At 44.2% G+C, this 26,741-nt stretch carries 20 protein-coding genes and 5 pseudogenes; 2 read left to right on the forward strand and 23 right to left on the reverse strand.

Annotation, left to right across the window (positions count from 1 at the left end):
• Nucleotides 1-128: 128 nt before the first annotated feature.
• Together MFLO_RS09930 and gltB are read right to left on the reverse strand one after the other, a co-directional pair.
• Complete coding sequence (locus MFLO_RS09930) at nt 129-1,598, reverse strand: glutamate synthase subunit beta (protein ID WP_036097804.1); 1,470 nt, start codon at nt 1,596-1,598, stop codon at nt 129-131.
• Between the two features lie 12 nt (nt 1,599-1,610).
• Nucleotides 1,611-6,204: pseudogene (gene gltB / locus MFLO_RS09935) on the reverse strand (glutamate synthase large subunit).
• Between the two features lie 181 nt (nt 6,205-6,385).
• Between gltB and gltC the strand changes: the two are divergent.
• A complete protein-coding gene (gene gltC, locus MFLO_RS09940) occupies nt 6,386-7,276 on the forward strand; it encodes a glutamate biosynthesis transcriptional regulator GltC (protein ID WP_036097806.1) in 891 nt (296 codons plus the stop codon).
• A gap of 48 nt (nt 7,277-7,324) precedes the next feature.
• On the opposite strand, the gene MFLO_RS09945 is transcribed toward gltC, so the two are convergent.
• The 14 genes and pseudogenes from MFLO_RS09945 to MFLO_RS10000 form a co-directional block, all read right to left on the reverse strand.
• On the reverse strand, nt 7,325-7,591 hold the full coding sequence (locus tag MFLO_RS09945) for a YiaA/YiaB family inner membrane protein (RefSeq protein WP_036097807.1): 267 nt from the start codon (nt 7,589-7,591) through the stop codon (nt 7,325-7,327).
• Nucleotides 7,592-8,003: 412 nt separating this feature from the next.
• Nucleotides 8,004-8,300 (reverse strand): GNAT family N-acetyltransferase, encoded by a 297-nt coding sequence (locus MFLO_RS14715; protein ID WP_077913211.1) that lies wholly within the window; start codon nt 8,298-8,300, stop codon nt 8,004-8,006.
• Nucleotides 8,294-8,533, reverse strand: coding sequence for a GNAT family N-acetyltransferase (locus MFLO_RS14720; protein WP_162148156.1), 240 nt, complete (start codon nt 8,531-8,533; stop codon nt 8,294-8,296). Before MFLO_RS14720 ends, MFLO_RS14715 begins: the two co-directional genes overlap by 7 nt.
• On the reverse strand, nt 8,530-9,630 hold the full coding sequence (locus MFLO_RS09955) for an iron-containing alcohol dehydrogenase family protein (RefSeq protein ID WP_036097808.1): 1,101 nt from the start codon (nt 9,628-9,630) through the stop codon (nt 8,530-8,532). Before MFLO_RS09955 ends, MFLO_RS14720 begins: the two co-directional genes overlap by 4 nt.
• A 79-nt stretch (nt 9,631-9,709) precedes the next feature.
• Nucleotides 9,710-10,750: pseudogene (locus tag MFLO_RS09960) on the reverse strand (sensor histidine kinase).
• 15 nt (nt 10,751-10,765) lie between these two features.
• Nucleotides 10,766-12,502, reverse strand: coding sequence for an adenine deaminase (gene ade, locus MFLO_RS09965; protein ID WP_036097853.1), 1,737 nt, complete (start codon nt 12,500-12,502; stop codon nt 10,766-10,768).
• An 18-nt stretch (nt 12,503-12,520) separates the two neighbouring features.
• The gene (locus MFLO_RS09970) at nt 12,521-12,979 is read right to left on the reverse strand and encodes a hypothetical protein (protein ID WP_036097809.1); all 459 of its coding nucleotides are present in this window, start codon (nt 12,977-12,979) and stop codon (nt 12,521-12,523) included.
• Nucleotides 12,980-13,007: 28 nt separating this feature from the next.
• Nucleotides 13,008-13,892: an NAD-dependent epimerase/dehydratase family protein gene (locus MFLO_RS09975; protein ID WP_036097810.1), complete on the reverse strand. Its 885-nt coding sequence runs from the start codon at nt 13,890-13,892 to the stop codon at nt 13,008-13,010.
• Between the two features lie 79 nt (nt 13,893-13,971).
• Nucleotides 13,972-14,650: pseudogene (locus MFLO_RS09980) on the reverse strand (response regulator transcription factor).
• A 56-nt stretch (nt 14,651-14,706) separates the two neighbouring features.
• Nucleotides 14,707-15,375, reverse strand: a complete 669-nt coding sequence (locus MFLO_RS16465; RefSeq protein WP_241433619.1) for an FtsX-like permease family protein — start codon at nt 15,373-15,375, stop codon at nt 14,707-14,709.
• The gene (locus MFLO_RS16470; RefSeq protein WP_241433620.1) at nt 15,362-16,450 is read right to left on the reverse strand and encodes an FtsX-like permease family protein; all 1,089 of its coding nucleotides are present in this window, start codon (nt 16,448-16,450) and stop codon (nt 15,362-15,364) included. Before MFLO_RS16470 ends, MFLO_RS16465 begins: the two co-directional genes overlap by 14 nt.
• Before the next feature lie 230 nt (nt 16,451-16,680).
• A pseudogene (locus tag MFLO_RS09990) lies at nt 16,681-17,449 on the reverse strand (ABC transporter ATP-binding protein).
• A 124-nt stretch (nt 17,450-17,573) separates the two neighbouring features.
• Nucleotides 17,574-18,002 (reverse strand): Ohr family peroxiredoxin, encoded by a 429-nt coding sequence (locus MFLO_RS09995; RefSeq protein WP_036097811.1) that lies wholly within the window; start codon nt 18,000-18,002, stop codon nt 17,574-17,576.
• 47 nt (nt 18,003-18,049) lie between these two features.
• Nucleotides 18,050-18,568, reverse strand: coding sequence for a hypothetical protein (locus MFLO_RS10000; protein ID WP_051993597.1), 519 nt, complete (start codon nt 18,566-18,568; stop codon nt 18,050-18,052).
• Between the two features lie 156 nt (nt 18,569-18,724).
• On the opposite strand from MFLO_RS10000, the gene MFLO_RS10005 reads away from it, so the two are divergent.
• On the forward strand, nt 18,725-19,216 hold the full coding sequence (locus tag MFLO_RS10005; protein ID WP_241433621.1) for a shikimate kinase: 492 nt from the start codon (nt 18,725-18,727) through the stop codon (nt 19,214-19,216).
• A gap of 90 nt (nt 19,217-19,306) precedes the next feature.
• Here the strand turns inward: MFLO_RS10005 and MFLO_RS10010 are convergent, their stop codons facing one another.
• The 7 genes and pseudogenes from MFLO_RS10010 to gatC form a co-directional block, all read right to left on the reverse strand.
• Nucleotides 19,307-19,666 (reverse strand): hypothetical protein, encoded by a 360-nt coding sequence (locus MFLO_RS10010; RefSeq protein ID WP_051993598.1) that lies wholly within the window; start codon nt 19,664-19,666, stop codon nt 19,307-19,309.
• Nucleotides 19,667-19,967: 301 nt separating this feature from the next.
• On the reverse strand, nt 19,968-21,347 hold the full coding sequence (gene rlmD, locus MFLO_RS10015; protein WP_036097856.1) for a 23S rRNA (uracil(1939)-C(5))-methyltransferase RlmD: 1,380 nt from the start codon (nt 21,345-21,347) through the stop codon (nt 19,968-19,970).
• Between the two features lie 139 nt (nt 21,348-21,486).
• Nucleotides 21,487-22,185, reverse strand: a complete 699-nt coding sequence (locus MFLO_RS10020) for a hypothetical protein (protein ID WP_036097812.1) — start codon at nt 22,183-22,185, stop codon at nt 21,487-21,489.
• Nucleotides 22,186-22,322: 137 nt separating this feature from the next.
• On the reverse strand, nt 22,323-23,267 hold the full coding sequence (locus MFLO_RS10025) for a diacylglycerol kinase (protein ID WP_036097813.1): 945 nt from the start codon (nt 23,265-23,267) through the stop codon (nt 22,323-22,325).
• 157 nt (nt 23,268-23,424) lie between these two features.
• Nucleotides 23,425-24,856, reverse strand: a pseudogene (gene gatB / locus MFLO_RS10030) (Asp-tRNA(Asn)/Glu-tRNA(Gln) amidotransferase subunit GatB).
• A 15-nt stretch (nt 24,857-24,871) separates the two neighbouring features.
• Nucleotides 24,872-26,323 carry an Asp-tRNA(Asn)/Glu-tRNA(Gln) amidotransferase subunit GatA gene (gene gatA, locus MFLO_RS10035; RefSeq protein WP_036097815.1) on the reverse strand — a complete coding sequence of 484 codons (1,452 nt, stop codon included), beginning with the start codon at nt 26,321-26,323 and terminating at the stop codon, nt 24,872-24,874.
• 24 nt (nt 26,324-26,347) lie between these two features.
• A complete protein-coding gene (gatC, locus tag MFLO_RS10040; protein ID WP_036097816.1) occupies nt 26,348-26,641 on the reverse strand; it encodes an Asp-tRNA(Asn)/Glu-tRNA(Gln) amidotransferase subunit GatC in 294 nt (97 codons plus the stop codon).
• Between the last annotated feature and the right edge of the window lie 100 nt (nt 26,642-26,741).

A 26,741-nucleotide genomic window follows, 5' to 3' on the forward strand; every position in this document is an offset into this window, starting at 1 on the left:
CTAATTTCCATTCCCTAGTATAGCGTAAAACAGTAAAATTTTCTTCTTTTTGGGCTCGGCAAAAAGCGAAGCCAAGCAAGATTTACTCCCACTTAAAGCTCCGCTTACAAATTTATTTCACTTTCTTATCACGGTAAAAACGTTTCACCCATCAAATAAAAATCAACTTCTCTAGCCGTTTCTCGACCTTCTGCGATCGCCGTCACAACAAGACTTTGGCCGTTTCTTGCATCGCCACAAGCAAAGACACGCTCAGAACTTGACCTGTAAAATCCTTTCGCCGCATCAATCGTATGCCGGTCCGTTTGATTCACATCAAAGTTTGTAAAAATATCATCCGTTGCGCCCGCAAAACCGGCCGCAATCAATACCATTTCCGCTCTATAAATCCGCTCCGTTCCTGGAACTTCCGTATATCGTCCCGTTGATTCATCACGCGATACCTGAATCGTCTTAAGACCCGTAAGCTGATTGGCTTCGTCCTTCAAAAATTCTACCGGACTAACAAAATACTCACGCGGATCATGTCCATAAACAGCGTCCGCTTCCTCGTGCGCATAATCCATCTGAAAAACGAGCGGATACTCCGGCCACGGATTCCCGGCTGCGCGTTCCGAAACCGGCTTGCCGCGCCTCCCAAGCTGCACAATCGACTCGGCGCCCTGACGCAGCGCCGTCGCCACACAATCCGCTCCCGTATCGCCGCCGCCAATAATCAGCACATTTTTGCCCTTAGCAGAAAGCGTCTGTTCCGCATTTCCCGAAAGCAAATCTTGAATACTTTGCGTCAAATAAGGTACCGCCAAGTGAATCCCGAGCGCCTCCCGACCTGGAATCGAAACCTCGCGCGGCTTGCTCGCACCCGTTGCAAGAACTAAACAATCGTACGTTTTTTTAAGTTCATCCGCTGAAATGTCCTTGCCGCACTCCATACCCGTAACAAATTCAATCCCTTCCGCCCGCATCAATTCCACACGACGTTCCACTGATTCCTTTTCAAGCTTCATAGTTGGAATCCCGTACATGAGCAGTCCGCCAATACGGTCGCTTTTTTCAAAAACCGTCACCTGATGTCCAGCCTGATTCAGCTGATCTGCACAAGCAAGCCCCGCCGGTCCCGAACCGATAATCGCAACTTTTTTCCCCGTGCGTGTTTTTGGCGGATTCGGTTTAATCCAGCCTTCCGCGAAACCACGATCAATAATCGCTTTTTCGATCGATTTGATTCCGACAGCCGGTTCTGAGATGGCAACCGTACAACTTCCTTCACAAGGAGCCGGACAAATCCGCCCAGTAAACTCGGGAAAATTATTTGTTTTAAGCAAAAGCTCAAGTGCTTCCTTCCATTCACCGCGGTAAACGGCATCATTCCACTCTGGAATCAAATTGTGGAGCGGACAGCCGGAAACCCCATTTTTAATTTCCATCCCGATGCTGCAAAACGGAACGCCGCAATCCATACAGCGTGCCGCTTGAATCGTCAAGTCTTTCTCTGGAAGCGGCAAGCTATATTCATTCCAGTCGCGTACCCGCTCCTTCGGCTTTCTGACCGGTGTTTGAATTCTGTCATATTCTATAAAACCCGTCGCTTTTCCCATCTCGATTCCTCCTTAACGAGCAGCCTGCCCGACTTTTTGACCTGTCATTTCATAAAACGCTGCGAGTTCTGCGTCACGCTTTGAAACACCTTTAGATTCATTTTCGGCAATTTTCGTAAGCATCGCCTCATATTCATGCGGAATGAGGAAAACAAAATTCGCCAATTCCTGTTCAAAGTGTGCCAAAATCCGCTTGGCTGTCTTGCTTCCCGTATAACCCGCATGCTTTTGAAGCATTTCGCGAAGTTCAGCTTGCTCGCGCGCACTCGAAACACCGCGCACACTCACAAGTTCAGTATTAATTTTGCGCCGTGTTTCTGCCTCATGCTGCGTATAAAGATAAGCCGTTCCGCCGCTCATTCCCGCAGCAAAGTTCAAGCCAATCTCCCCGAGCACAACCACCGTTCCACCTGTCATATACTCACAGCCGTTATCGCCGATTCCTTCGACCACTGTTTTCGCGCCGCTGTTCCGAACCGCAAAACGCGCGCCTGCTTTACCATGTAAATACGCTTCGCCGCCCGTTGCCCCGTAAAGCGTAACATTCCCAGCAATCGCCGAATCTTCTGCTGTAATCGGCGTTTTCGCATCTGGCTTCACAATCAGCTTTCCGCCCGAAAGCCCTTTCCCAAGATAGTCATTTGCATCGCCTTCGACAAAAAGGGTCATTCCCTTCGGTGCAAATGCCCCGAAACTTTGCCCGGCCGAACCTTGGAATGTAAGCGAGATCGTATCCTCGGGAAGTCCATCTGCGCCGTATTTTTCACTGATCATTGCCCCAGAAATCGCTCCAACTGCTCGGTCGGTGTTCCGAATCCCGAACGTTCCTGAAACCCGTTCTTGATTTTCGAGCGCTGGTTGAATGAGCTCTTTTAAAAAAAGACTGATCAAGTGTTTTTTCCAGTTCATGATCTTGGCGTTTCGTACAAAACTGATCTTGCTCCCGGTAAAACGCATCCATATAGAGCAGCTTCGAAAAATCGAGATACTTCGCTTTCCAGTGTGCACGTTTCCGGTCATGCTCCATCAAAAGTTCCTTATGGCCGATGATCTCAGAAAGGCTTCTCACACCAAGTTCCGCCATTGTTTCCCGCATTTCCTCTGCAATGAAATGAAAGAAGCGAACGACATGATCGGCCGACCCGCCAAATTTCTTGCGCAGTTCTGGATTCTGGGTGGCAATACCGACCGGACACGTATCCAAATGACAAACTCGCATCATTACACAGCCAAGCGTCACTAGCGGCGCTGTTGCGAAACCAAATTCCTCAGCGCCGAGCATGGCTGCGACAAGCACATCTTTCCCGGTCATCAGTTTCCCATCTGTTTCAAGTACCACTTGACTGCGAAGATTATTTAACAGAAGCGTCTGCTGCGTTTCCGCAAGTCCGATTTCCCACGGTACACCTGCATGGCGAATACTGCTTCGAGCCGCCGCCCCTGTTCCGCCTTCGTAACCGCTGATTAAAATCACATCTGCTTTTCCTTTTGCCACACCCGCAGCAATCGTTCCGACGCCAGTTTTTGATACGAGTTTGACGCTGATGCGTGCTTTCGGATTGGCATTTTTCAAGTCGAAAATAAGTTGCGACAAGTCTTCAATCGAATAAATATCATGGTGCGGCGGAGGTGAAATCAAGCCGACACCAGTCGTTGAGCCGCGCGTTTTCGAAATCCATGGATAGACTTTTTGGCTTGGAAGGTGTCCACCTTCACCTGGCTTCGCTCCTTGCGCCATTTTAATCTGCAATTCATCCGCGTTAACCAGATAATGGCTTGTTACGCCGAATCGACCAGAAGCAATTTGCTTGATGGCACTGCGTTTCCAGTCGCCATTCTCTTCTTTTTCAAACCGCTCAGGGTTTTCGCCGCCTTCACCGCTGTTGCTTTTTCCGCCAATTCGGTTCATCGCGACAGCGAGAGCTTCGTGCGCTTCCTTGCTGATTGAGCCATATGACATGGCACCTGTTTTAAAACGCTTGAAAATTGCTTCGACCGGTTCGACTTCTTCAAGCGGAATCGGTGCTTTCGTTTTCTTGAATGTCAAAAGCCCCCGTAAGAATGCGTTATTTTGATTTTGCATTAAATCCGCATAAAGATCATAGGCTTCACGGTTGTTTTCACGTGCTGCTCGCTGTAAAGAGTGAATCGCAAGCGGATTGAAAACATGATACTCGCCGTTTGTACGGAATTGATATTCACCACCCGACTCAAGCGTGCTCACTTCATAGCCGATATCATGAAAAGCTTTTCGATGTCTCAGCCACGCTTCCTCAGCAATGACAGCGAGTGGAATTCCTGAAAGCTGACTATTCGTTCCCGTGAAATAAGTATCCATCACATGATCAGAAAGTCCGATCGCTTCAAAAATTTGAGCACCGCGATAACTTTGCACCGTTGAAATCCCCATTTTCGACATCACTTTAAGAAGCCCGTCCGTAATCGCTTCAAGATAGCGCTGCTCCGCTTGATCGATCGTAAATCCTTTGATCCGTCCTTGTTCGATTAATTGACGGAAGCCTTCAATCGCGAGATATGGATGAACAGCATCTGCACCATAACCGACAAGTAGCGCCGTATGATGCACATCGCGTGCTTCTGCTGTTTTCACGATAATACTTGCCCGCGTCCGAATCCCTTTTTTCGTAAGGTAAAGATGCAGCCCGCTTGTCACAAGCAGTGACGGAATTCCGATCCAATCTTCATTCACGCCTTCGTCCGTCAGCACGATCAATTTACAACCGCTTCGAATTGCTTCAGCAGCTTGTTCAAAAATCCGCTCGAGCCGCACTTCCAGTTGTTCCCGTTCTTTCTTGCGGAACAAAATCGGAATCACAGCAGTTGGACTTGCAAATTTATGCTGATTGAGCAGGGCTTGATAGTCTTTGCGCGATAAAACCGGTGTTTCGAGCCGAATCCGCTCTGCATTTTCCGCAGACGGCTCAAGGATATTCCCTTCATCACCAAGCAGAGTCATTGTCGAGACCACCATTTCCTCACGCAACCCGTCAATCGGCGGATTGGTTACTTGCGCAAAAAGCTGTTTGAAATAGTGAAACAAGATTTGTGGTCGTTTGGAAAGTACCGCAAGCGGCGCATCATAACCCATCGCACCCGTTGGATCTTTCTTTTCAACCACCATTGGAATCAAGATTTTATTCAGCTCATCTTGTGTGTATCCAAACGCTTGCTGCAGCTTGAAGCACTCGCTTTTGGAAAGCTCATGTTCCTCTAGATGTGCTTCATTTCGCAGTTCCGCAATTTCCGTCAAATGCCCATCCAGCCAGCTTCGATAGGGTTTTTGCGACATCAAGTCTGCTTTTAATTCCGCATCAGAAATCATCCGGCCAGCTTCAAGATCAATCAATAGCATTTCGCCGGCTCCGACTGTTTCTTTGCGGATAATATCTTCTGGGTCAACCGGAACTACACCAGTTTCCGAAGAATAAATAATCGTATGATCTTTCGTTTCATAGTAGCGCGCTGGTCGCAAACCGTTTCGATCGAGAATCGTGCCGATTACACGTCCATCCGTGAATGAAATCGACGTTGGGCCGTCCCACGGTTCCATCAGCGTAGCGTGATACTCATAAAATGCCCGCCTCAAATCTGGCAAGTTCTTATTTTTATCCCATGGTTCCGGAATCAACATCATCGCCGCATGCGGCAAACTTCGCCCATTTTGCACAAGAAACTCAAGCGCATTATCAAGCGTGGCCGAATCGCTTCCGCTTTCATCAATAATTGGAAAAATCCGGCTTAGCTTTTCCCCAAAAACCGTACTTTTTACTCGTTTCTCCCGTGCCTTCATCCAATTAACGTTGCCGCGTTGTGTGTTGATCTCGCCGTTATGAACGAGATAGCGATAAGGATGCGCCCGCTCCCAGCTCGGAAAAGTGTTCGTCGAAAACCGCGAATGAACCAGCGCAAACGCCGAAGTATAAGCTGAATCCGCAAGATCGAGATAGTAAGCACTAATTTGTTCAGGTGTAAGCATTCCTTTAAAAATAATCGTCCGAGTGGATAAACTCGGGATATAAAATGGCTCAGAAATCTGTTCGCTTTCCGCCGCATAATTTTCAATTTGGCGCCGGATCAAATAAAGCTCGCGCTCAAATTCCCGCTCCGACAATTCAGCATTTTTCGCAATAAAGACCTGATAAATATCAGGTTCCGTCTTGCGTGCCCCAGCTCCGATTTGTTCTGGGTCAACTGGCAGCTTCCGAAAGCCGATCAATTGCTGACCTTCTTCTACAATGATGCGCTCAAGCTCATTCATCAACAGCTCGCGTTCAGCCGTATTCTTCGCAAAATTAATCATCCCAACCGCATAATGATACCGTTCCGGAAGTTCAATCCCGACTTCTGCTGCTTTCGCGCGAAAAAAAGAATCCGAAATCTCAAGCAAAATTCCCGCTCCGTCTCCGGTATCTCCTCCCACTTCACCGCCGCGATGTTTCAGCTGGCATAACATATTAATTCCATCTGTTACGATTTTATGCGTCGCCTTATTTTTTATATTCGCCACGAAACCAATCCCGCAAGCATCATGCTCGTTTTGCGGATTATATAGCCCGTGTTGCTTTGGCAGTCCAGCATTTTTCATCGAAATTCCTCCTTCACTTACTCCATTTATTCGAATAAACTAAATTAATAGATAATTTAATTCCAAGCCTCGATTTTTTGACTTGGATATGTAAACTCTATTTTATTCCTTTTCATTTATCGAAACAATATATATAATAGAATAAAACCATCTCATTTCGAGAATGATTGGAGGAAAGCACTTGGAATTACGCCAATTAAAATACTTTATGGAAGTAGCCCGAGTAGAGCACATGACACAGGCTTCTCTCAATCTCCATGTAGCCCAATCTGCCGTCAGCCGGCAGATCATGAAACTTGAAGAAGAACTTGGCGTCGCCTTATTTGAACGTATTGGCCGAAATATGCGACTTACATCAGTTGGTGCAGATTTCTTACAACAAGCAAAAATTGCCTTAAATGAGTTGCAAAAAGCAGAAGCGCTTGTGACCGAATATACCAATCCAAACCTTGGAACCGTCCAAGTCGGCTTACCGAACTCACTGGCGACAAAAGTTCTCCCTGCTGTCATTTCCGCATTCCGGAAAGCCTATCCCGACATTACTTACCAATTTCGCGAAGGTTCGAACGCTGAGCTTAAAGAAATGCTTCGATCGGGTGAGCTCGATTTGACGTTCCTATCGCCGCTTCACGATACTAAAGAAGAATTTCTTGCCACTCGTTTTTTTGATGAAAAACTGAAACTCATTGTGCCAGCTTCGCATCCGCTCAGCGCCGAAGTTTCCGTATCAATCAGCGAGTTAAAAGATGAAGACTTCATTTTGTACCCCGAAGAATTCGATCTCTATAAAATTGTTGCGAACGCTGCGGCTCAAAAAGGCTTCGCACCCAAAGTCGCCTTCAAGAGCCAAGACTTTTACACCATTCAAGGACTCGTTGGCGCCGGACTTGGCGTAAGCATACTCCCAGAGATGATCCTCGACGGAGCCGTTTTCAAAAACACAAAAAGCGTTTCGTTCATTGACCGGGAACTTCGCCGCTCAGTAGGCATCGTCACCGCGAAAAAACGCAAGCTTTCCCCTTCGGAGGATTTGTTTTACCATTTTATTTTGGATTTTTTTCAAGCAACGTAAAAAGCAGGATTGCGGACTTAAGTCCGCAATCCTGCTTTTTCGTTACACTTATTCAACATCTTGTTCCGCAGCACGATCAACTGCTCGAAACATTTGATTATAACGTTCTTCATCTTCTTGATTATCACGAACTACCTTCGCAACAGTGAATGCGGATGATACTAATCCGATTGAAGCCATGAAATAATAGCCTTTTACCATTAGTGGTTCCTTCAAAGTAATCAGTCCAATAATCATAAGCGCCAGAAAAGCCAAAAATGCTCCCCATGCAAGCAGAACAAAGGCTGGCGAATTTCGATAAGCTTTGCGTTTCATATGTATGTCCTCCCTTTTTAATGTTGTACAGCGAATAGATCAAATCCTATAGCTCACACTCATATCTATCTATATTTTCAAAATTTGATTATGAACTTTATTTATTTGTCTATTCAAACATCTTAAATCCTACCATATACTAAACTAAAAGTATGTAGACATTTTGTGAACATTATTGCTACTATCATTAATTTTGACCATCTTTCAAAAAATCGACACTTTTTCAACAAAACTTCAATCACTCCCAAAACTGTTCTAAAAAGAACACCATGCTCCCATAAAATATCTTACTTCTGAAAAAAAAAGAAGACTGCACGATTACAGTTTAGAGCATTTGGAAAACAGTTTGGATACTTTTTACAAACAAAAAAGCCAGCATCTTTATCACTGACTTTTTTGCTAACATCATTGCCTAACCCATTTCAAGAAACGGCTTCGGATAACTAACCATTCCGTTAATTTTCAAAAGATCATCTCGATTCAACTCAAGCATCAAGAAAGCCTCATCTGGAACCGGAAATGGTGCTGTAATTCCATAATCCGAAGCAGGCTTAAAACCGAACCGCGGATAGTATTCCGCATGCCCGAGCACGCTTATTGCCGGATAATCCGTCTGTTTTGCTCGCTCAATCCCCGCTTCGATCAACTTTGAACCAACCTGTTTTCCTTGATATGCCTGTAAAACCGCTACTGGCGCGAGAACTAAAATCGGAAGCTCAGCCCACCAGCACCAACAACTCTAGCTTCTGTGAACAAAATATGGCCGATCAAATTCCCTGTTTGCTCCTCTTCAGCCACAAGCGCAAAATCATTTAGATAGCTGTCTGTATCGCGTAATCGTTCCACAAGTTCAGCTTCCGCTTTTTGCCCAAAAGCTTCTTTCAAGATTTCTGCAATAGCCGGATAATCGCTCGCTTTTTCTGCCCGAATTCTCATCCTCACAAAACCTCAACCTTCGCCACATGCTCTTCAAGCGCCAGAAATGCTTGATACACACATGCCGCATCCACATCCTGCGGCATCAAGTGAATCATCTCAGAAGGTGCAGCAGCTCGCTCGGAAACGCGCATCAAATCAGCTTTAGAAACACCTTCAAGCCCAATACCTCCAAGCGAATATGGCAATCCAAGTTTTTGATAAAATGGCAAAAGCGCATTGATTTCCGCGAATCGCCCTTCAATCACAAGCTGTATCAAAATCCCATAAGCAACCTTCATGCCGTGTAGCAAGCGATGTGTCCCAGGAAGCAACGTGAGGGCATCATGAATCGAATGTGCCCCCGCCGTACGTCCATACTTATCACCGAAACCGCCTACCATGCCGGCAAGCATAATGTTTGTTTCCACAACTTTCACGAATTCAGCATTTAACTCTTGCCTGTCCATCGCGAGAAGAGCTGCTTCACTAAGCGCAAGCAAGTCATCGCGGCATTTCCGTGCTGCAAACGCTGCAATTTCAATTTCAACTGATCGTTCCGGTAATTGCGAAATCACAATATCCGCTTCATACCATTTCGCAAGTGTATCGCCAATGCCGGCAACCATTAAGGCTTTCGGTGATGCCAAAATCACTTCGGGGTCAACCAAAACCAGTGCACTGCTGACGGGAAAAATTTCAAACCGAATCATTTCCCCTTCACTCGTGTACATCACACTAAGCGGTGTATAAGCCGCACAAGTTGCAGCAAGCGTCGGCAATATCAAAACCGGAACAGCAGCTACAAATGCCGCCGCTTTCGCTAAATCTGCCACTTTTCCTCCCCCAACAGCAATAACTGCTTGATTGGTATCAGCCGTAATTTGCTGGGCGAGTAAATCACGTGCTTCATATGTAACTTGTCCACCATACTCTAAATAAGTTGCATCAAAATTTGACAAGTCTGGAAATTTCGACTTTACAGCTTTCCAAGATTTCGTTCCGTGAAGTACCAAAACCCGTCTTAACCCGCGGCGCTCAAGATGTTCTGGAAGCGTATCCCAAATACCGGCTCCACAGCTATATTCAGCAGGTGCACCACGAACAATCAATTCATCCGTCATAAAAACCCCTCCGATTTTTGTTTTTAGTTCACATTGTAAGCAAACTGAAGACACCTTGTCAAGCATCTTCCGTCACCTTTCATTCTTTTGCGATCAGCAAATAATCATCTTTTTGTTCAAATGATAGAATCACGTCCGTATAAACGCCTTCCTCAGAACGGATTTCAAGGGCATGCCCTAATTTTCTAGACATTTGCTTGGCAAGGTAAAGTCCCATTCCGGTTGCTTTTTTTTCCTGACGACCTGTTACACCAGTAAAACCCTGCTCAAACACTCGCGGCAAGTCTTCCGGACTGATTCCGCGCCCGTTGTCTCTGATATGAAGCCTCGTTGTGTTCGCTTTTGTGTCGCACCAAATTTTAATTTCACCGCCAGATTCGGTATATTTGAGTGCGTTTGACAGAATTTGATCCAATATAAAACCCAGCCACTTGCTGTCAGTACGGACTTCAACATCACTGCCTGAAAGAGTCAGCTTCTTTCTACCTGAAATAAACAGCTTCGAATGACGCTTAATGGCTTCACGAACAACCGAGCCAAGATTATGCTCTTGAATAAAGTAATCCTTTGCAAACGTATCAAGTCTCGAGAAATAAAGAGCCTGCATCACAAGCTGATCCACTCGGTCAAGTTCTTCATCGACTTTTTCAAAAATCGTCGTTGTTTCGTTTAAATCAGGATTCTTAATCAGCATTTTGCTAGCCACAAGCGGTGTTTTTACCTCGTGAACCCAGTACAAAATAAAATCATGATACTCTTCTTGCTTTTCTTCAAGTGCTCGAATTTTCTTTTGTTCCTCACGGTGTTTTTTGCGCATCAATTCGTTAAAAAAAGCTTGTTCGCTTGTGCGCGGCTTTGGCAAAAGTTCAATAATATTCTCTTCGATTTCTCCGTCTACTAGTTCCTTCATATCTTTCCAGTAGCGATACTTAAAACTGTATCCAAGCACTAAGTAAGCTGCTAAAAAATAAAAAAGACAAACATGTATAAATACACGATATTTCCAATTGTTAGCTTGCTGTTCGGATCAATGTAAATCAACAACCCAATGAAAAACATAACAATGAAAAAAAAATAAAATAAAGAAACGCTTATCACGGACATAACGCCAAAAGGTCATCACGCTCGCTCCTTTCTAGTCAGTGATTTCAAGCGGTACAAACCGAAATTCTTGAAAATCAAATAACCCTTGGTCGGTTAGTTTGTATTCCGGAATAACTGGAAGCGTAAGGAATGACAAGGTGAGGAACGGGTCAAAACCTTCTGCCGAACTGATTTGTTCAAATGCAGCTTGAAGCTTCGCAAGTTCCGCGGCTACTTCTTCATACGGGGCTTCACTCAAAAGCCCCCCCACAGGAAGCGAAAGCCCGCCCAGAACTTTTCCGTCAGCCACAACAGCAATACCACCGCCGCGTTTCGTTAATTCCTCAACCGCCAGAAAAATGTCCGCGTCGTTCATCCCAACTGCGACAATATTATGTGAATCGTGCGCGACTGATGTCGCAATCGCCCCGGTTTTGAGTCCAAATCCGGAAACGATTCCAAGTCCAACATTGCCGGTTCCTTTATGGCGCTCGATCACAACCATTTTCGCAAGGTCGGCTGCTTTATCTGGGATAAATAAACCGTTCACGCGCTTGATTTCTTTTTCGAGGCGCTCAGTGAACAAACTGTTCGGAAGCATTCCCATCACGCGGACGCGATCTCCTTTCGGCCGTAATTCCAAATCTTGCAGTTTAAGTGAATGTTTGATTTTTGGCGAGACAAAGTCCGGCTTATTTTTCGGAAAAGCGGCTTCATCGCGAACGCCTTGTTCGACAATGACTTGGCCGCGCTTCAAAACTTTCGTAATCGAAACATCTTCTAGGCTGTCAAGGAATAGAAGGTCTGCTTGATACCCGGCTGCAACAGCGCCGAGATAAAGCAGATTGTGGCAGTTCGCCGCATTTATCGTTGCCATTTGAATGGCCGTAATCGGTGAAAGCCCGTTTTCGATGGCAAGCTTCACATTAAAGTTGATCGAACCTTCTGAGACAAGATCAGGAATCAGTTTATCATCCGTACAGAAGCAAAAACGATGCGAGTTGTTGGCATTCACGGCCGGAAGCGTCGCAAGCAAGTCGCGCCCTACGGTTCCTTCGCGGAGCATCACAAACATTCCGGCACGTGCCCGGTCAAGCGCTTCTTCAGCCGTTGTGCTTTCATGATCGGTTCTGATTCCCGCTGCTAAATAGTTATTCAAGTTTTCGCGGTTTAAGCCCGCTCCATGTCCGTCAATCCTACCGCCATGAGACTTTGCATCAATGATTTTCTGTAAGATATCGGTGCTTCCGGCTGCAACTGAAGGAAAATCCATCACTTCCGCAAGGCCGATTACTTTTTCATGATGGTAGAGTTTACGAAGAGCTGCTGCATCAAGCGTTGCTCCATTATTTTCAAATGGTGTTGCAGGAACTGAAGAAGGCAGCATGACAAACATTTCAAGCGGCGATCCTTCCGCTTCTTCAAGCATATATTCCACTCCACTTGCACCGGCGACATTCGCAATTTCATGCGGATCAGTAACGATTGTTGTTACTCCGTTCGGAAGCAGCACCCGTGCCAGTTCGCTTGGTGGCACCATCGCACTTTCAACGTGAACATGAGCATCAATGAAACCTGGGACGATATAACTTCCTTTCGCATCAATCACTTCCGCTGCTGAACGGAACTCCCCGATGCCAGCAATATAACCATTTTTGACAGCAATGTCGGCTTCGATAATTTCAGCTGTAAAAACATTGACGATCCGACCATTTTTGATGATTAAATCAGCCGGATCTTTATGACTTAACACATTGATACGTTCACGCAAACTTTGAACCGTTTCCACATTTTCCACTCCTTTCAATTATGCCTTTTCTTCAAAGAATCCTTCGTCGCTAAGATAACTTTCAGCTTGCTCAAGCGATTTAAAGACAGCTTCGACATTATCAAAATCGTAAACAATCCAGACTTTGTTTTCGTAAACGAGCTTGAGTATATTCTTATCTTGATCTTGATAGAATCGTGCTTCGCCTTCTGCAAACCCAGCTTCATCTGTATTCATGAAGTCGATGGCCTTTTGAATCAATTCCGTTAGCTCCTCTTCTGAAGCTTCATAGATATTCACATAGCCTTCCTTATCAAGCTCTGTTTCGCCTTCCAAATACGGTGCATAAATAAAGCCGTTACCATTCGGATGAAGATGTTTGACAAGAATAGTTTTCTCACGCTGGCTTTCTGGATAATGATAATTCACTCGGTTTAGCGAAATGGGTTTTGCAGTCAGTTCTGTAAAGCGGTCAATAATTTCTTTTTTTTTCTTCAAATGTAAGCACTCGTTTTCTCTTCCTTCTTTAATAATCTTTCCGATTAGCTAGTTCGCGCACCAGCTCCGGAAGCCAATTTTCCAACTTTTCAAAGACAAATCCAGCCTCTTTCGCCCGACTAGTATCCAAATAATACGATTTTTCGATATCAAACGGCGATTCATCTTCATCTTCTGTCACTTCTTCAATGATTGCAGATTTTCCGAGCGTATCTGAAAAAAGCTGCATCAGTTCCGCTAGGGAGATTGTGCCTTCAGATGCGGCGTTGATTGGTCCCGTAAGATCCGTCTCTGTGCCAATCCACTCTAAAAAGCGGGCGGCTTCAAAAGAACTGATAAAGCCAATCTCGGCATCCTCATTCACAAGTCCGATCTCTCGCCCTGCTTCGATTCGTTTAAGATGAAACTGGATGCGCTTGGTATAATCGTCTGGTCCGAGTACGATGGGAAAACGAACTGCTGCAACTGGAAACGGCGCTTTTTGGAAGAACACCGCTTCTGCGAGCTTTTTCCCTTGACCATAATCAAAATCGTCACGGTCGCCGAATACTGTTTCATAGTGCGTACAATCGAAATCGCTTTCGCCAAGCACTCGCCCTTTGTTGGGATAAACGGAAAGTGATGATGTGAAAATATAACGCGGCATGCTGTGTTTAAACGCTTGAATGGCATAAAGCGCATCTTGCGGTGAATAACCGATGTTGTCGTACACTAAATCAAAGCTTTCTTTTGATACAAGCTTGAATAAATCATCACGTTTGCTCCGATCAAGTACAATTCGGCGAACACGGTCGCCAAACGGATCGCTTGTTTTGCCGCGTGTTGCAATCGTCACATCATGACCGCTGTCTACGAGACGCTCAACAAGCCGCTTTCCAAAAAACCTTGTTCCCCCAAAAACCAATATTTTCACCGAGAAAACCCCCTCATTTTATGAAAACAGGAAGCAGAGTTTCGCTCGGGCAATCCCGCCGCAATCCGCTTCCCGTATTTTATTCAATCATATAGCCTTGACCTTTTTTTTGTTTTGATGAAATTGTTCAGCCCGATTTCAGAAAGCTTCTTCCGAATCCGAACGATATTAACCGTTAGCGTATTATCATCGACAAAGCTTTCATCTTCCCAAAGAACACGCATAATTCCATCTCGGCTCACGATCGTACCTTTTTGCTTCATCAGTTCATAAAGAATCAGAAATTCATTCTTCGTCAGTTCAATTTTTTCATCCAAATACGTCAGTGTATTCGTATCAATGTGCAAAAAGACGTTATGATGTTCAATTACATTGGGTTCTTCAAGCTCCGCATATGAATAGGTTCGGCGAAGAAGCGCATTGATCCGTGCCATTAAAACATCGAGATCAACCGGTTTTTCGATATAATAGTCCGCTCCCATGTTCATTCCCATAATTTGATCCATCCGCGAGTTGCGCGATGACAAGAAAATGATCGGAACATTGGATACTTCACGAATTTGGTTGCACCAGTAAAAGCCGTCAAAATAGGGTAAGTTTACATCCAAAATCACAAGTTGCGGTTCAAATTCCAAAAACTCATTTAAAATATTATTGAAGTCTTCGACGACTCCGATTTCAAAGCCCCATTTATTCAGGTGTTTTTGAATCGTATCGCGAATGACCACATCATCTTCTACGATATATACTTTTACCATTCCTGGACCTCCAAAATCTTACTTAGTTCTATTTTAGCTGATTATCACCATTTTTACTAGTGAGGACGGTGCCGTGATACGATGTTCGTATAGCTGTTCACCGTAATCCAGTAATAAAGCCCGTAAAACACACAATAAATTGACGTGACGATCACAAGCGGCAATTTCACTTCAACCTCAAAATTAAGCGAAAGACCTGCCATTGCAAACGCACTATGCGAAATACCGAATAACAGCGGCACGATAAACATTGGCGCAATTTGTCCCGCAACTACCCTTCGAAGTTCTTGATCGGATAAGCCAAGTTTGAATAAAGTATCAAACTGAGGCGCTTCCGAATAGCCATCTGTAACCTGTTTAAAGTAAATGATACTTCCCGTTGCCAAGAAGAAAACGATGCTGATAAAAACCCCTATAAAAAGAATAGTTCCAGTTAAAATTGAGACGATATGGTAGTTCGAGTAATAACTGGACATTTTGTCCGACCAGATGCTGACCTTTCCTTCGACAGCGAGCTGCAACTTATTGCCAAGCTCCTCCGAATGCTCCACTTCTGTCACATCATAAATAAACACATGCGCTGGTCGAAGTTCTCGTTTCAACTGCTCATAATAGCGCTCATTTACAACAAGCGTTGCATCAGCAAATCCGGTATTATAAAGCGGGTACTCACGAAAATCTCGAATTTGAATCGTTCCGATAATCCGCTTCTCATCTTCCGACAATAATTGAAAGACTTGCTTTTTTTAAGCGGTCACGGCGCTTTTCAGGCGCCCGAAAACTATCGCGTCCGACAAATACTGCTTCCCCATCTTCGAGTCCGCTGATCGCTTTATTTTTATGCCCTTCGATGCGGTTTAAGCGGCTAAACTCCCGCTCTGAAATAAAAGAAAACTGTGCGCCGTTGCTATAAAATTCATAGGGCATGCGCTTTGTCGGATTATGCACAGCCGCACTCACATAAGAACTTTCCGTTTGATAATTTAACGAATGACCGCTACTTCTGCGAATAATCCGCTCGACTTCATCTTGCTTTTCCGGAGTTAGATTTAAAAATTGATAGCTGCTTGGGTTTTCATTTTTGACATCATCAATCGTTCCAGAATAAAAACTGCTAAGTGCGCCGATAATGGTAAGTGTAGTTGCACTAAGCACCGCAATCATCGCAAGTGTATTGGCATTGCGTTTGACTCGAGAACGCATCGAAGTAATGGTTAACAAATTGGTGCCATAGTAATAAATGGCTTTTCGTTTATGGAAAAACCGTAAACCAAGTGGCATCGAAAACCGAATGACAAGCCATGTTCCGACAACTACACAGATTAAAATCAAACCGAAGCCACGAAAGAATCGCAACCACTGCCAGATCGCCGATGTTTCAATGTTTTCTAGTGCCAGATAATAGCCGAAACCAATTAGCCCAAATCCAAGTAGAGTCAAACAAACGGAACCTCGCGGCGTGTTTTTTTCCCTATCTCCTGTTTGAAAAAGCCGGAGCATGCTGTAGCGATAAACCATGCTGACTGCATAAAACGACGTGACCGCCATGACGATCGCAAATATCATAATCGTATCAAATACCGCTTTTCCTGAAAGAATAATAGCTGTATTAACACGCAAATCAACAATCCAAAATAACAACATGGAAAATAACTTCGAGAAAAAAATACCGGATAAAATACCGGTGATAAGCGATGCACAATACACCAATAGATTTTCAATCACAAGAATAACCGAAATTTGACTTTTTCTGAGGCCAAGGAGTAAATACAACCCAAGTTCACGCTTTCGCCGTTTCAAAAAATATCCGTTTGAGTAAAAAATGAAAAATCCCACAAAAAGAATTAAAATAAAGGCCGAAGATGAAAAAAGTGACGCCCCGATTACTTCCCATTTGATGAATATCTTACGAATCAGCGGATTATTTGCGAGCGACATAAAAGTGAAAAAAAATCAAGATGCTGACAGCTGTGCTGATAAAATAAAGCAAGTAGGATTGGAAGTTTTTTATCATATTGGTAAAAGCAATTTTAACGAGCGGCATCCGTATCACCGCCAAGTAGCGCTAAACAATCCAAAATCATTTGGAAAAACTGTTTGCGCGATTTGTTGCCTTTATGAATCTCTGTATAAATTTCACCGTCTTTAATGAATAATACGCGGTTCGAATAACTCGCAGCAAAAGCATCATGTGTCACCATCAAAATGGTAGCTTCGCGGCTCTCGCGAATGTGCTCTAAACTTCCAAGCAAATTTGTCGCCGCTTTGGAATCGAGTGCGCCGGTCGGTTCATCAGCAAAAATCAAATCTGGATTCGTAATAAGCGCGCGGCAGACACTTGTGCGCTGCTTTTGTCCGCCAGAAACTTCATTTGGAAACTTATCGCGCAAATCATAAATTCCAAACTCCCGCGAAATTTTTTTCAAACCGTTCTTCGATTTCCGCAACCGGCGTGCGGCTGAGCGAAAGCGGCATCGTAATATTATCCTTCAGCGACATCGTATCCAGCAAGTTATAATCTTGAAAAATAAAACCCAAACGATCTCTTCTAAAAACCGCAAGATCACGAGCTTTCATTTCAAATAAATCCACCCCGCTAATCTTCACTTCGCCTGAAGTTGGTTTATCAATTGATGACAAAACATTCAGCAAAGTGGATTTTCCTGCTCCAGAAGGCCCCATGACGCTAATAAATTCGCCGTGAGCCACTTCAAATGAAATATCATTAATTGCGGGGTAGAGATTAGACCTCGTCCCGTAAACTTTTCTGATTTTTTTTGCTTCTAAAACTGGCTCCATCTTGTGTGCTCCTGATAATTGATCTCGCTTATTGTACCAGTCTATCGTATCATAAAAAATGGTCTCTGGTCGTATTTTTCCATAAAAAAAGCACTTGAACATTGTCCAAGTGCTTTGATTCAACCTAAGCTTCCGTTTTCGTTTCGAGTTCCACCTCAATATTACCGCGTGTCGCTTTGGAATACGGACACATTTCATGTGCAAGCTGCATCAGCCGTTCCGCTTCCGCTTGCTCTGCACCGCGTATCAAGCCGCTGATTTTCGCTGAAAGCTTATAACCGCCATTTGTATCGTCATCGTTCATCGCAATTTCAACCGTAATTTCAGCCTTTGCCTCCGATTTATTCTTGCGTGCTACCGACTGAAAAGCACTGCCGAAGCAAGCCGCATAACCAAGCGAAAACAGCTCTTCCGGATTCGTCCCGTCGCCGCCTTCCCCTTTAAAAGAAACCGGCCGGCTGAGCTTAAACGTGAGTTCACTGTTATTAGAATGAACCGTGCCCGTGCGCCCGCCAACTCCTGTTGCACTTGTTGTAAAATATCGTTTTCCCATCACTTTCGCCTCCTCATTTCCCTCGTCTTTACCCGAAGCGAAACCGTTTAAAACGAAGCATTGACCGGTTTTTCTGTAGAAACCGTGCCGGAATCCACTTCTTTTTGCCCAAACTCATCTGTGCAAAATTCGATCAGCTTCAAAAGTTCAGCCAAATCAATGTTGCTGTCATAAGCCGTAATATCCCATGCCAACTCTTTTTTATCCTTGATCTTCGTATAAAGCATCAAACGCCCGTTACTCGCCAGTTTAAATTTTGAACGTACAACTTCCGCTTCAAAAACCGCGTGCCACGGTTGAAAATCGCCACGATAAGCAATGCCTTCCTTCCTCAGTTCAATCGTTGGCATCACATTTAACAACCGAAAAAAAGGCCGCAAAACAAACGCCGCAAGAAAAATGAGTAAAATCATTTCTTCCACTCCATTTACACCCTTAATCCGACTAAAAATCAAATAGATCAAAATGCTGCAAGCAAGCGCCATCAAAACACTCGAAACGACAAGACGTCGATTCACATAAAGCTTCACCGTTTCATCAGCGCAAATCTTTGTTAGAAAATCCATAGTATCTCCTCTCCCGTGCTGCTAATTTTATTTTACACCAAATGAAGCCCAATAAAAAGAGGGTTTGACCTTTTATCCTGTGAAGTGTTAAAATACGGCTAAGATTTCAAACCAAGGAGGAGACCAATCATTCAATCAATCATCCTTATCGGCTTCATGGCTTCCGGCAAAACGACCGTCGGTGAGATGCTTGCCGCAAAAACTGAGCTTCCTTTCATAGATATCGACAAAACGATCGAAAAAGAAGCTGGTATCCCGATTCGTACCATCTTTGAACGACATGGCGAGGCAGCGTTCCGCAAAATGGAACAAGAGCAACTAAGAGCGCTTCAAGATACTCGGGCGATCATTTCAACAGGCGGCGGTATCATCTTAGCAAGCGAAACCCGTGCCCATCTAAGCGCAAATCCTGCAGCCGTTGTCTATCTGAAAACCAGTCCGAGCACCTTTTTGAAGCGACTTGAAGGCGACAAAACGCGACCGCTCGTCCAAAAAAAAAAACGCCCGAAGAGATCGAAGCGATCTTTCGCGCGCGTGAATATTACTATGAAAAAACAGCGGATTTCTCCGTTTCAACCGATCAAAAAACACCTTTTGAAATTGCCAATGACATCATGCAAAAACTTTAAAACCGTAATTTCGCGGTAATACCTGTAGCTCAAACAAAAGTTAAGCTGAATCATTTTTTCGAGCAAGTGCGCAGCCGTAAGATTTGTGTACGACGCCCCTGATAAAACTTTAATTTCTCCTGTATAGTTGCGCTTGATAGCATCCAAGTGTCGTTTTGTTGCGGGCGTCAGCATGATAAAACCCAACATCTGAGTGATCGAGTACAGTTTCAAGCTCAGCGCCAGTAACCGGACGCCAGTCGCAGTACAGATATTGAACAGATAAATGCGCAAGCAAATCGCGCGTCCCGTAATCTTTTGCTTCTTTTCCCCATGTTTTATCCCCAGACGCTGTATAATTTACCACTACTAACAATGCTTTTTTCATCTTTTCTATCTCCTTCGCATGATTAAAAATAAGCTGATCCAGAGAAATTTCAAGTTCGCGGCTTAGTTGAATCACACAATCAAGCCCCGGCGAACTTTTCATTTTGAAATGGTTTGCCTCAAGACATGAAGCTTCTCAGCAAGTTCATGATGAGACATGTTCTGTACTTTTCGATAGTGCTGAATATGAGCACTAATATCAACCATACGAAAGCCCTCCTCGCCTTGTCGTAAAGGTTTTATCACTATTTTCCTCGCATCTTTTCGTTGCTAGACCTATTTTAAGAGCCGCAACAAAACGTTGCCTTTATAAAAAACTTCCAAGGTGCGTTTTCTGCAACCCTTTCCCCCTAGCAAATAAAAAAGTCTCCGCACATCTAAGTACCGAGACTTTTAAACATTCGTTAAACGACAGCATCCGCTTTTAAATCAAGCGCCACCACATTTTCAATATGCGTCGTCATCGGAAACATATCGACCGGTTGCACCTTTCCAACCTCATAACCGCCATCCGCAAGAATTCGCAAATCACGTGCAAGTGTGCTTGGCTCACAAGATACATAAACCACTCGTTTCGGTTTCATCTTTAAAATCGTGGCCAGCAAATGTTCATCACAACCCTTTCGCGGCGGATCGACGACAATTACATCCGCTTTGACTCCGTCTTTATACCAGCGCGGAATGACTTCTTCTGCTTTTCCCGTTTCAAACACTGCATTAGAAAGCCCGTTCAACTCTGCATTTCGTTTAGCGTCTTGGATTGCGGCATCCACAATCTCAACCCCATAAACCTGTTTCGCCTGCTTCGCAAGGCAAAGAGAAATCGAGCCGATTCCGCAATACGCATCAATTACCGTTTCCTCACCTGTAAGTTCCGCCGCATCAAGCGCTTTTTGATAGAGCACTTCTGTTTGCAACGGATTGACTTGATAAAAACTCTTTGCAGAAATGGCAAACTGAATCCCGTGAATCGTATCCGTAATCCGTTCTTTCCCATAAAGAAGTCGCGTCTCTGCGCCGAAAATAACATTTGTTTTCTGCGGATTGATATTCTGCACAACCGAGGTCAGCCCTGGAATCACCTTCACGAGCTGATCCGTAATTTCTTTAGCGAATGGGAGTTCTTTTGTCCGCGTGATGAGTACAAGCATTAATTCGCCAGAAGATTTGCCGACTCGCGTCATAATATGGCGTAAAACACCCTTATGCCGAAGTTCATCATAAGCCTCCACGCCGAACGCCTCAAACACTTCCCGCGCTGCCTGAATCGCTTTGTCGCTCACCTCATCTTGAATCAAACACGTATCCATATCAATAATATCGTGCGTCCGTTTTTGATAAAAACCAGCCGTCAGCTTCCCATTCACATAACCAACCGGAACTTGTGATTTATTGCGATAGCGAAACGGATTTTCCATCCCAATTACTGGCAAAACTTCCACATCAAGCTTCCCAATTCTCTGCATAACTTGCTCTACTTGCCGCTGTTTAAAGCCAAGCTGACCTTCATAAGAAAGATGCTGTAGCTGGCAGCCGCCGCATTTTGCGTAAACCTCACAAGGCGGCTCGACCCGATTTTTACTTTCTTCAAGCAGTGAAACCAATCGGCCGAATCCAAACTTTTTATTAAGCTTCACGACCTTCACAAGCGCTCGTTCACCGACAAGCGTGTTCGGAATAAAAAGCGGATAGCCGTCAATTTTAGCAACCCCGCTTCCATCATGCGTCAAATCTTCAATCACAACTTCAAGCTGCTGATTTTTCTGCAATTGACTCGTCTCCACCAAACTTCATCCTTCCGTCTCAAAATCCATCTTTTCATTATAACCTAAAATGCGTCAAAAAACAGGACTAGCTGTCCTGTTTCATTTTAAAATATATTCAATTCCGATCGGTTCTTCAATCTGCACACGTTTCTCATTCTTAAAAATCAACAACGAATTTTTTTTCGACTGTAAAATCATGGTAAAACATTTTAGGATGTGCTTTAACCGTCTTAAAACTTGTTGCAAAAGAATCATCAAGCGAAAGCTTCTTCAACGAAACATTCATGTTGAGTGCATCCACTGCTTGCCCCGCCAGTTCATCCGAAGTCTTTGCAGATAAGTCCAACTCGACCGCGACACTACTTCCTTTTTGAGTCACTGGAATAGTTCTATCTTCCGAGCGAATTTCACGGTTTCCAGATTTCACGTGGAAATTTGAAAACCCTTCATAACCGTGTTCAACCGGGAAAAGATAACGATCATTGTTTAAATAATCGGCAACCCGATCAGCGGCAACCAGCAGACGGTATTCTTTCATCCCGTTAAAACCAGGATTTTCTTCCACCATCGCTTGAAGAAGTTCCGGATTCACCACATCAACCGCCAGATCACCATTTTTCATAATCTTCACCGTCGTACCTGCTTCATCTGGTACAAAACTAATATCATCAGTAAGCGGAACTGCCGTTTTGGTTTCCACCCAAGCCTGATTACTCGAAATCAGCTCCGAACTGCTTGCCTTTTTCTCGAATTCATCAGCTTTTACGTGCCAAAAAACAAAAGTAATGAGAGGAATTAAGCAAAAAGCAAAAACCCCTGCAATCACAATTTTTTTCAGCGGAATGGATCTTTTCAAGACACTTCACACCTACTTTCTGCTTCAGAACTTTTACCATTATAAGTCTTTTCCTCGAATAATACAAATCTATGACAAAAAAGACAACTTTTTTACTAGAATGCAGTGCCGGAAGTCCCGTTCACACTGAGCCTTTTTTAAGCTAACAAATCAGACTCTTCTTTTCGATTCAAATCTGTTGCAGGGATCGAATCTACATCCGCAAAGAATTCAATATGTCGGTTCAAGTTTTCAAACGTCATCGGAGTTTCCCCACCAAGCTCGCCATCCAAATTAATCAGCATTTTTTCCTCGGAAGTCACAACAACCTTACGCGATTTGACATAAATCACATTTGGTTCCTTAATATGATCTCCACGAAGCGCAAGCGTTACAAGTCGAATAAATTCCGCCAAGTTTACTTTCTTCAAGATGATCAATGAAAACTTGCCATCATCTAGTTTTGCATCTGGAGCAATCTTTTCAAAACCGCCGATCGAATTTGTCAGTCCGAGCAAAAAACACATTGCTTCCCCTTCAAAAACGCCGTCATCATATTCAATCTTAACTTGCGTCGCTTTAATCGACGGAAGCATCTCAATCCCCTTCAAATAATATGCTAGCTGCCCGAGCATCGTTTTAAGTTTACTTGGCACATCATAGGTCAGTTCCGTAATTCGTCCGCCACCGCCGATATTGATAAAATACGTGCCGTTCGCTTTTCCAATATCCATCGCGACCGACTCACCGCTTGCAATAATCTCTGTCGCTTTGATCACATCACGCGGCACATGCAGCGCTCGCGCGAAATCATTCGTTGTCCCAGTTGGAATAATCCCCACTTTTGGCCGATATTCCTGTTCGGCAATTCCGTTGATCACTTCATTGATCGTTCCGTCCCCCCCGGCCGCAACCACAAGATCATAACGTTCCGAAACCGCGAGCCGCGCTTCACGTTCCGCGTCTCCCTCTTCAGGTGTTGTCGCATGCGCCGAAGTGACATAACCAGCATTTTCCAAGATCATTAGAACATCTGCTAAATTTTTCTTAATGATTTCCCGACCAGATGTCGGATTATAAATAACACGGGCTCTCTTCGCCATGTGCGTTCATCCTCTCCTACCAAAAAAGCAAATTGTGAACTATCTAACACAATTCACACTAACATTTCCATTATAGCAAAAAAACGTAGCTAAAAAAAAGAAAAAAGAGAGAGCACGAGCCCTCTCTTTTTCTAGTAAAAACGATAGAAAAAACAAATTAGCGTTTATTCATTTCTTCAAGCAAAATTTTGTTTACCATTGGCGGATTCGCTTGGCCTTTCGTCGCTTTCATGACTTGCCCGACAAGGAATCCAACAGCGCGATCTTTCCCGTTCTTAAAGTCTTCGATCGACTGCGCATTATTATCTAAAATCCCAGAAATAATCGTGTGCAGCTCGCCTTCATCTGAAATTTGAACAAGCCCTTTCGCCTTCACGACTTCCTCAGCATCGCCGCCATTAAGAGCTAACTCGCGGAAGACTTTCTTGGCAATTTTGGAAGAAATCGTGCCGTTTTCGATCAGCTTAATCATCCCTGCTAAGTTTGCCGGCGTAAGTCCCGTATCCGCCAAGTCTTTTTGCTCCGCATTCAAGTAAGCAGAAACTTCGCCCATCAACCAATTGGAAACTTGTTTTGCATCTGCCCCGAGCGCAATGGCCGCTTCAAAGAAATCAGACATTTCCTTCGTAAGCGTAAGCACCATCGCATCATATGCAGGAAGACCGAGATCAGCGACATAGCGCGCTTGACGTTTATCCGGAAGTTCAGGAATTTCTGCTCGAATCCGTTCCATCCATGCTTCATCAATGAAAAGATCGACAAGATCTGGTTCTGGGAAATAACGATAATCATCCGAACCTTCCTTGACGCGCATCAAACTAGTTTTACCCGTAGCTTCTTCAAACCGGCGCGTTTCTTGCTCAATAATTCCGCCAGCCATAAGCACCTCAGCTTGACGTTTCTCTTCATATTCAATTCCCTTGCGGACATTGTTAAACGAGTTCAAGTTTTTCAGTTCCGTTTTAACACCGAATTCTTCTTGCCCAACAGGACGAATGGAAATGTTGGCATCACAACGCATCGAGCCTTCTTCCATTTTCACATCCGAAACACCCGTGTATTGAATAATTGATTTTAGTTTTTCAAGATACGCATAAGCTTCTTCCGCCGAACGAATATCCGGTTCCGATACAATTTCAATCAAAGGCGTTCCTTGACGGTTAATATCAACAAGCGAATACCCGTGCGAAGTATGCGTATTTTTCCCAGCATCTTCCTCTAAATGAAGACGAGTAATCCCGATTTTTTTTTGTTTTACCGCCGACTTCAATCTCAATCCAGCCATGTTCCCCGATCGGCTTATCAAATTGCGAAATTTGGTAGGCCTTTGGATTATCTGGATAGAAATAGTTTTTACGGTCAAATTTTGTGTGGCGTGCAATTTCACAATTAATCGCCATCGCCGCTTTCATGCCAAACTCGACAGCCCGTTTATTCAGTACCGGGAGAACACCCGGCATCCCTAAATCAACTACTGTTGTATTCGTATTAGGTTCTGCTCCAAAGTGTGCGGGAGCAGAAGAGAAAATCTTAGATTCAGTTTTCAGTTCAACGTGGACCTCAAGTCCAATTACCGTTTCAAAATTCATGCTTCAACCGCTCCTTTATAATGATGGTTTTTCTTTGTGGAAGTTCGTTGCTTGCTCGAAAGCGTGTGCCACATTGTAGATGCGACCTTCTTCGAAATGATTTCCGATAATTTGAAGACCAACCGGAAGACCAGCGCTAAATCCACAAGGCACCGAAATCGCTGGAAGACCAGCTAAATTAATCGGAATCGTAAGCAAATCGTTTTGATACATCGTGATTGGATCGTTAATCATCCCATCAATATCAAATGCCGTTGTCGGCGTACTTGGACCGATAATCACATCAAAATCTTGGAAGACTTTTTCAAAGTCTTGTTTGATTAGCGTACGTGCTTGTTGCGCTTTTTTGTAATACGCATCATAGTAGCCCGAGCTTAGCGAATATGTTCCAAGCATAATCCGGCGTTTCACTTCATCACCAAAGCCTTCAGAACGCGTCATTTTATAAAGCTCATCAAGCGTTTGTGCTTTTTCAGAACGATAGCCGTAGCGAACGCCGTCAAAGCGCGCCAAGTTTGACGAAGCTTCACTTGATGCAAGAATATAATAGCTTGCTACACCGTATTCAGAATGCGGCAGCGAAACTTCTTCCACCGTTGCTCCGAGTTTTTTGAGGGTTTCAAGCGCTTCAAGCACCGCTTTTTTCACGCCTTCCTGAACCCCTTCACCGATATATTCTTTCGGAACCCCAACCCGAAGACCTTTGATATCGCCCGTTAATTGGCTAGCAAAATCTTCGACAGGGTGGTCAATCGAAGTCGAGTCATTTTCATCCACGCCCGAAATAGCTTGAAGCAGGTAAGCATTGTCTTCAACCGTACGCGTAATTGGACCAATTTGGTCAAGCGATGAAGCAAACGCAATCAGACCAAAACGCGAAATGCGACCGTATGTAGGTTTCATCCCGACAACTCCGCAAAATGCTGCCGGCTGACGAATCGAACCGCCCGTATCTGAGCCAAGCGAGAATAAAACTTCTGATGCCGCAACTGCTGCAGCACTTCCGCCTGAAGAACCACCTGGAACTTTCGTTAGATCCCAAGGGTTATGCGTTTTATGAAAATAAGAGGTTTCTGTTGAAGACCCCATCGCAAATTCATCCATGTTTAGTTTTCCGATATTAATCGCTTGCGCAGCCTTGAGTTTTTGAACAACCGTCGCATCGTAAATCGGATCAAAATTATAGAGAATTTTACTTGCAGCTGTTGTCCGCAAGTTGTTTGTCACAATATTATCCTTAAGCCCGATTGGAAGCCCTGCAAGCATATTGTTCGGATCAATGCCCGCATCGCCGAGTTCTTCTGCAACATCAAGCGCCATTTCCTTATTTAAAGTAATAAAAGCGCCGACTTTATCTTCTACAGCATCAATGCGGTCGAAAGATTCTTTCACCAAATCAAACGGGGAAATTTCTTTTTTCACAAGCATCTCATGCAGATTTTTCACTGAGTGTTCAAATAATCCCAAAATAAATTCCCTCCTAAATAAAGCTTACTCTTCAATAATGGTTGGTACCTTAAACATACCGTCTTGCGAATCAGGTGCATTACGAAGCACTTTTTCACGTTTTAATCCTGGGTGTGCCACATCTTCCCGTAAAACATTGGACACTTCAATCGCATGCGATGTCGGCTCCACATTTTTTGTATCAAGCTCGTTCAGCTTTTCAACCATCTCAATAATCTTATCAAGCTGTGACGCAAAAGCGCCTGCTTCGTCTTTTGAAACCTCAAGTTTTGCTAAATTCGCTACCTTTAAAACCGTTTCTTCAGATATGTTCGTCAAGAGACTTCCTCCTTCTGCGAGTTTTTCCACTAATGCTAAAATTATATCACAACTGCCAAACTCGCGCGACACAAATTATCAAGCCCACTTTTACGGCAAA

The organism is Listeria floridensis FSL S10-1187, from assembly GCF_000525875.1.
Taxonomy (GTDB): Bacteria; Bacillota; Bacilli; order Lactobacillales; family Listeriaceae; genus Listeria; species Listeria floridensis.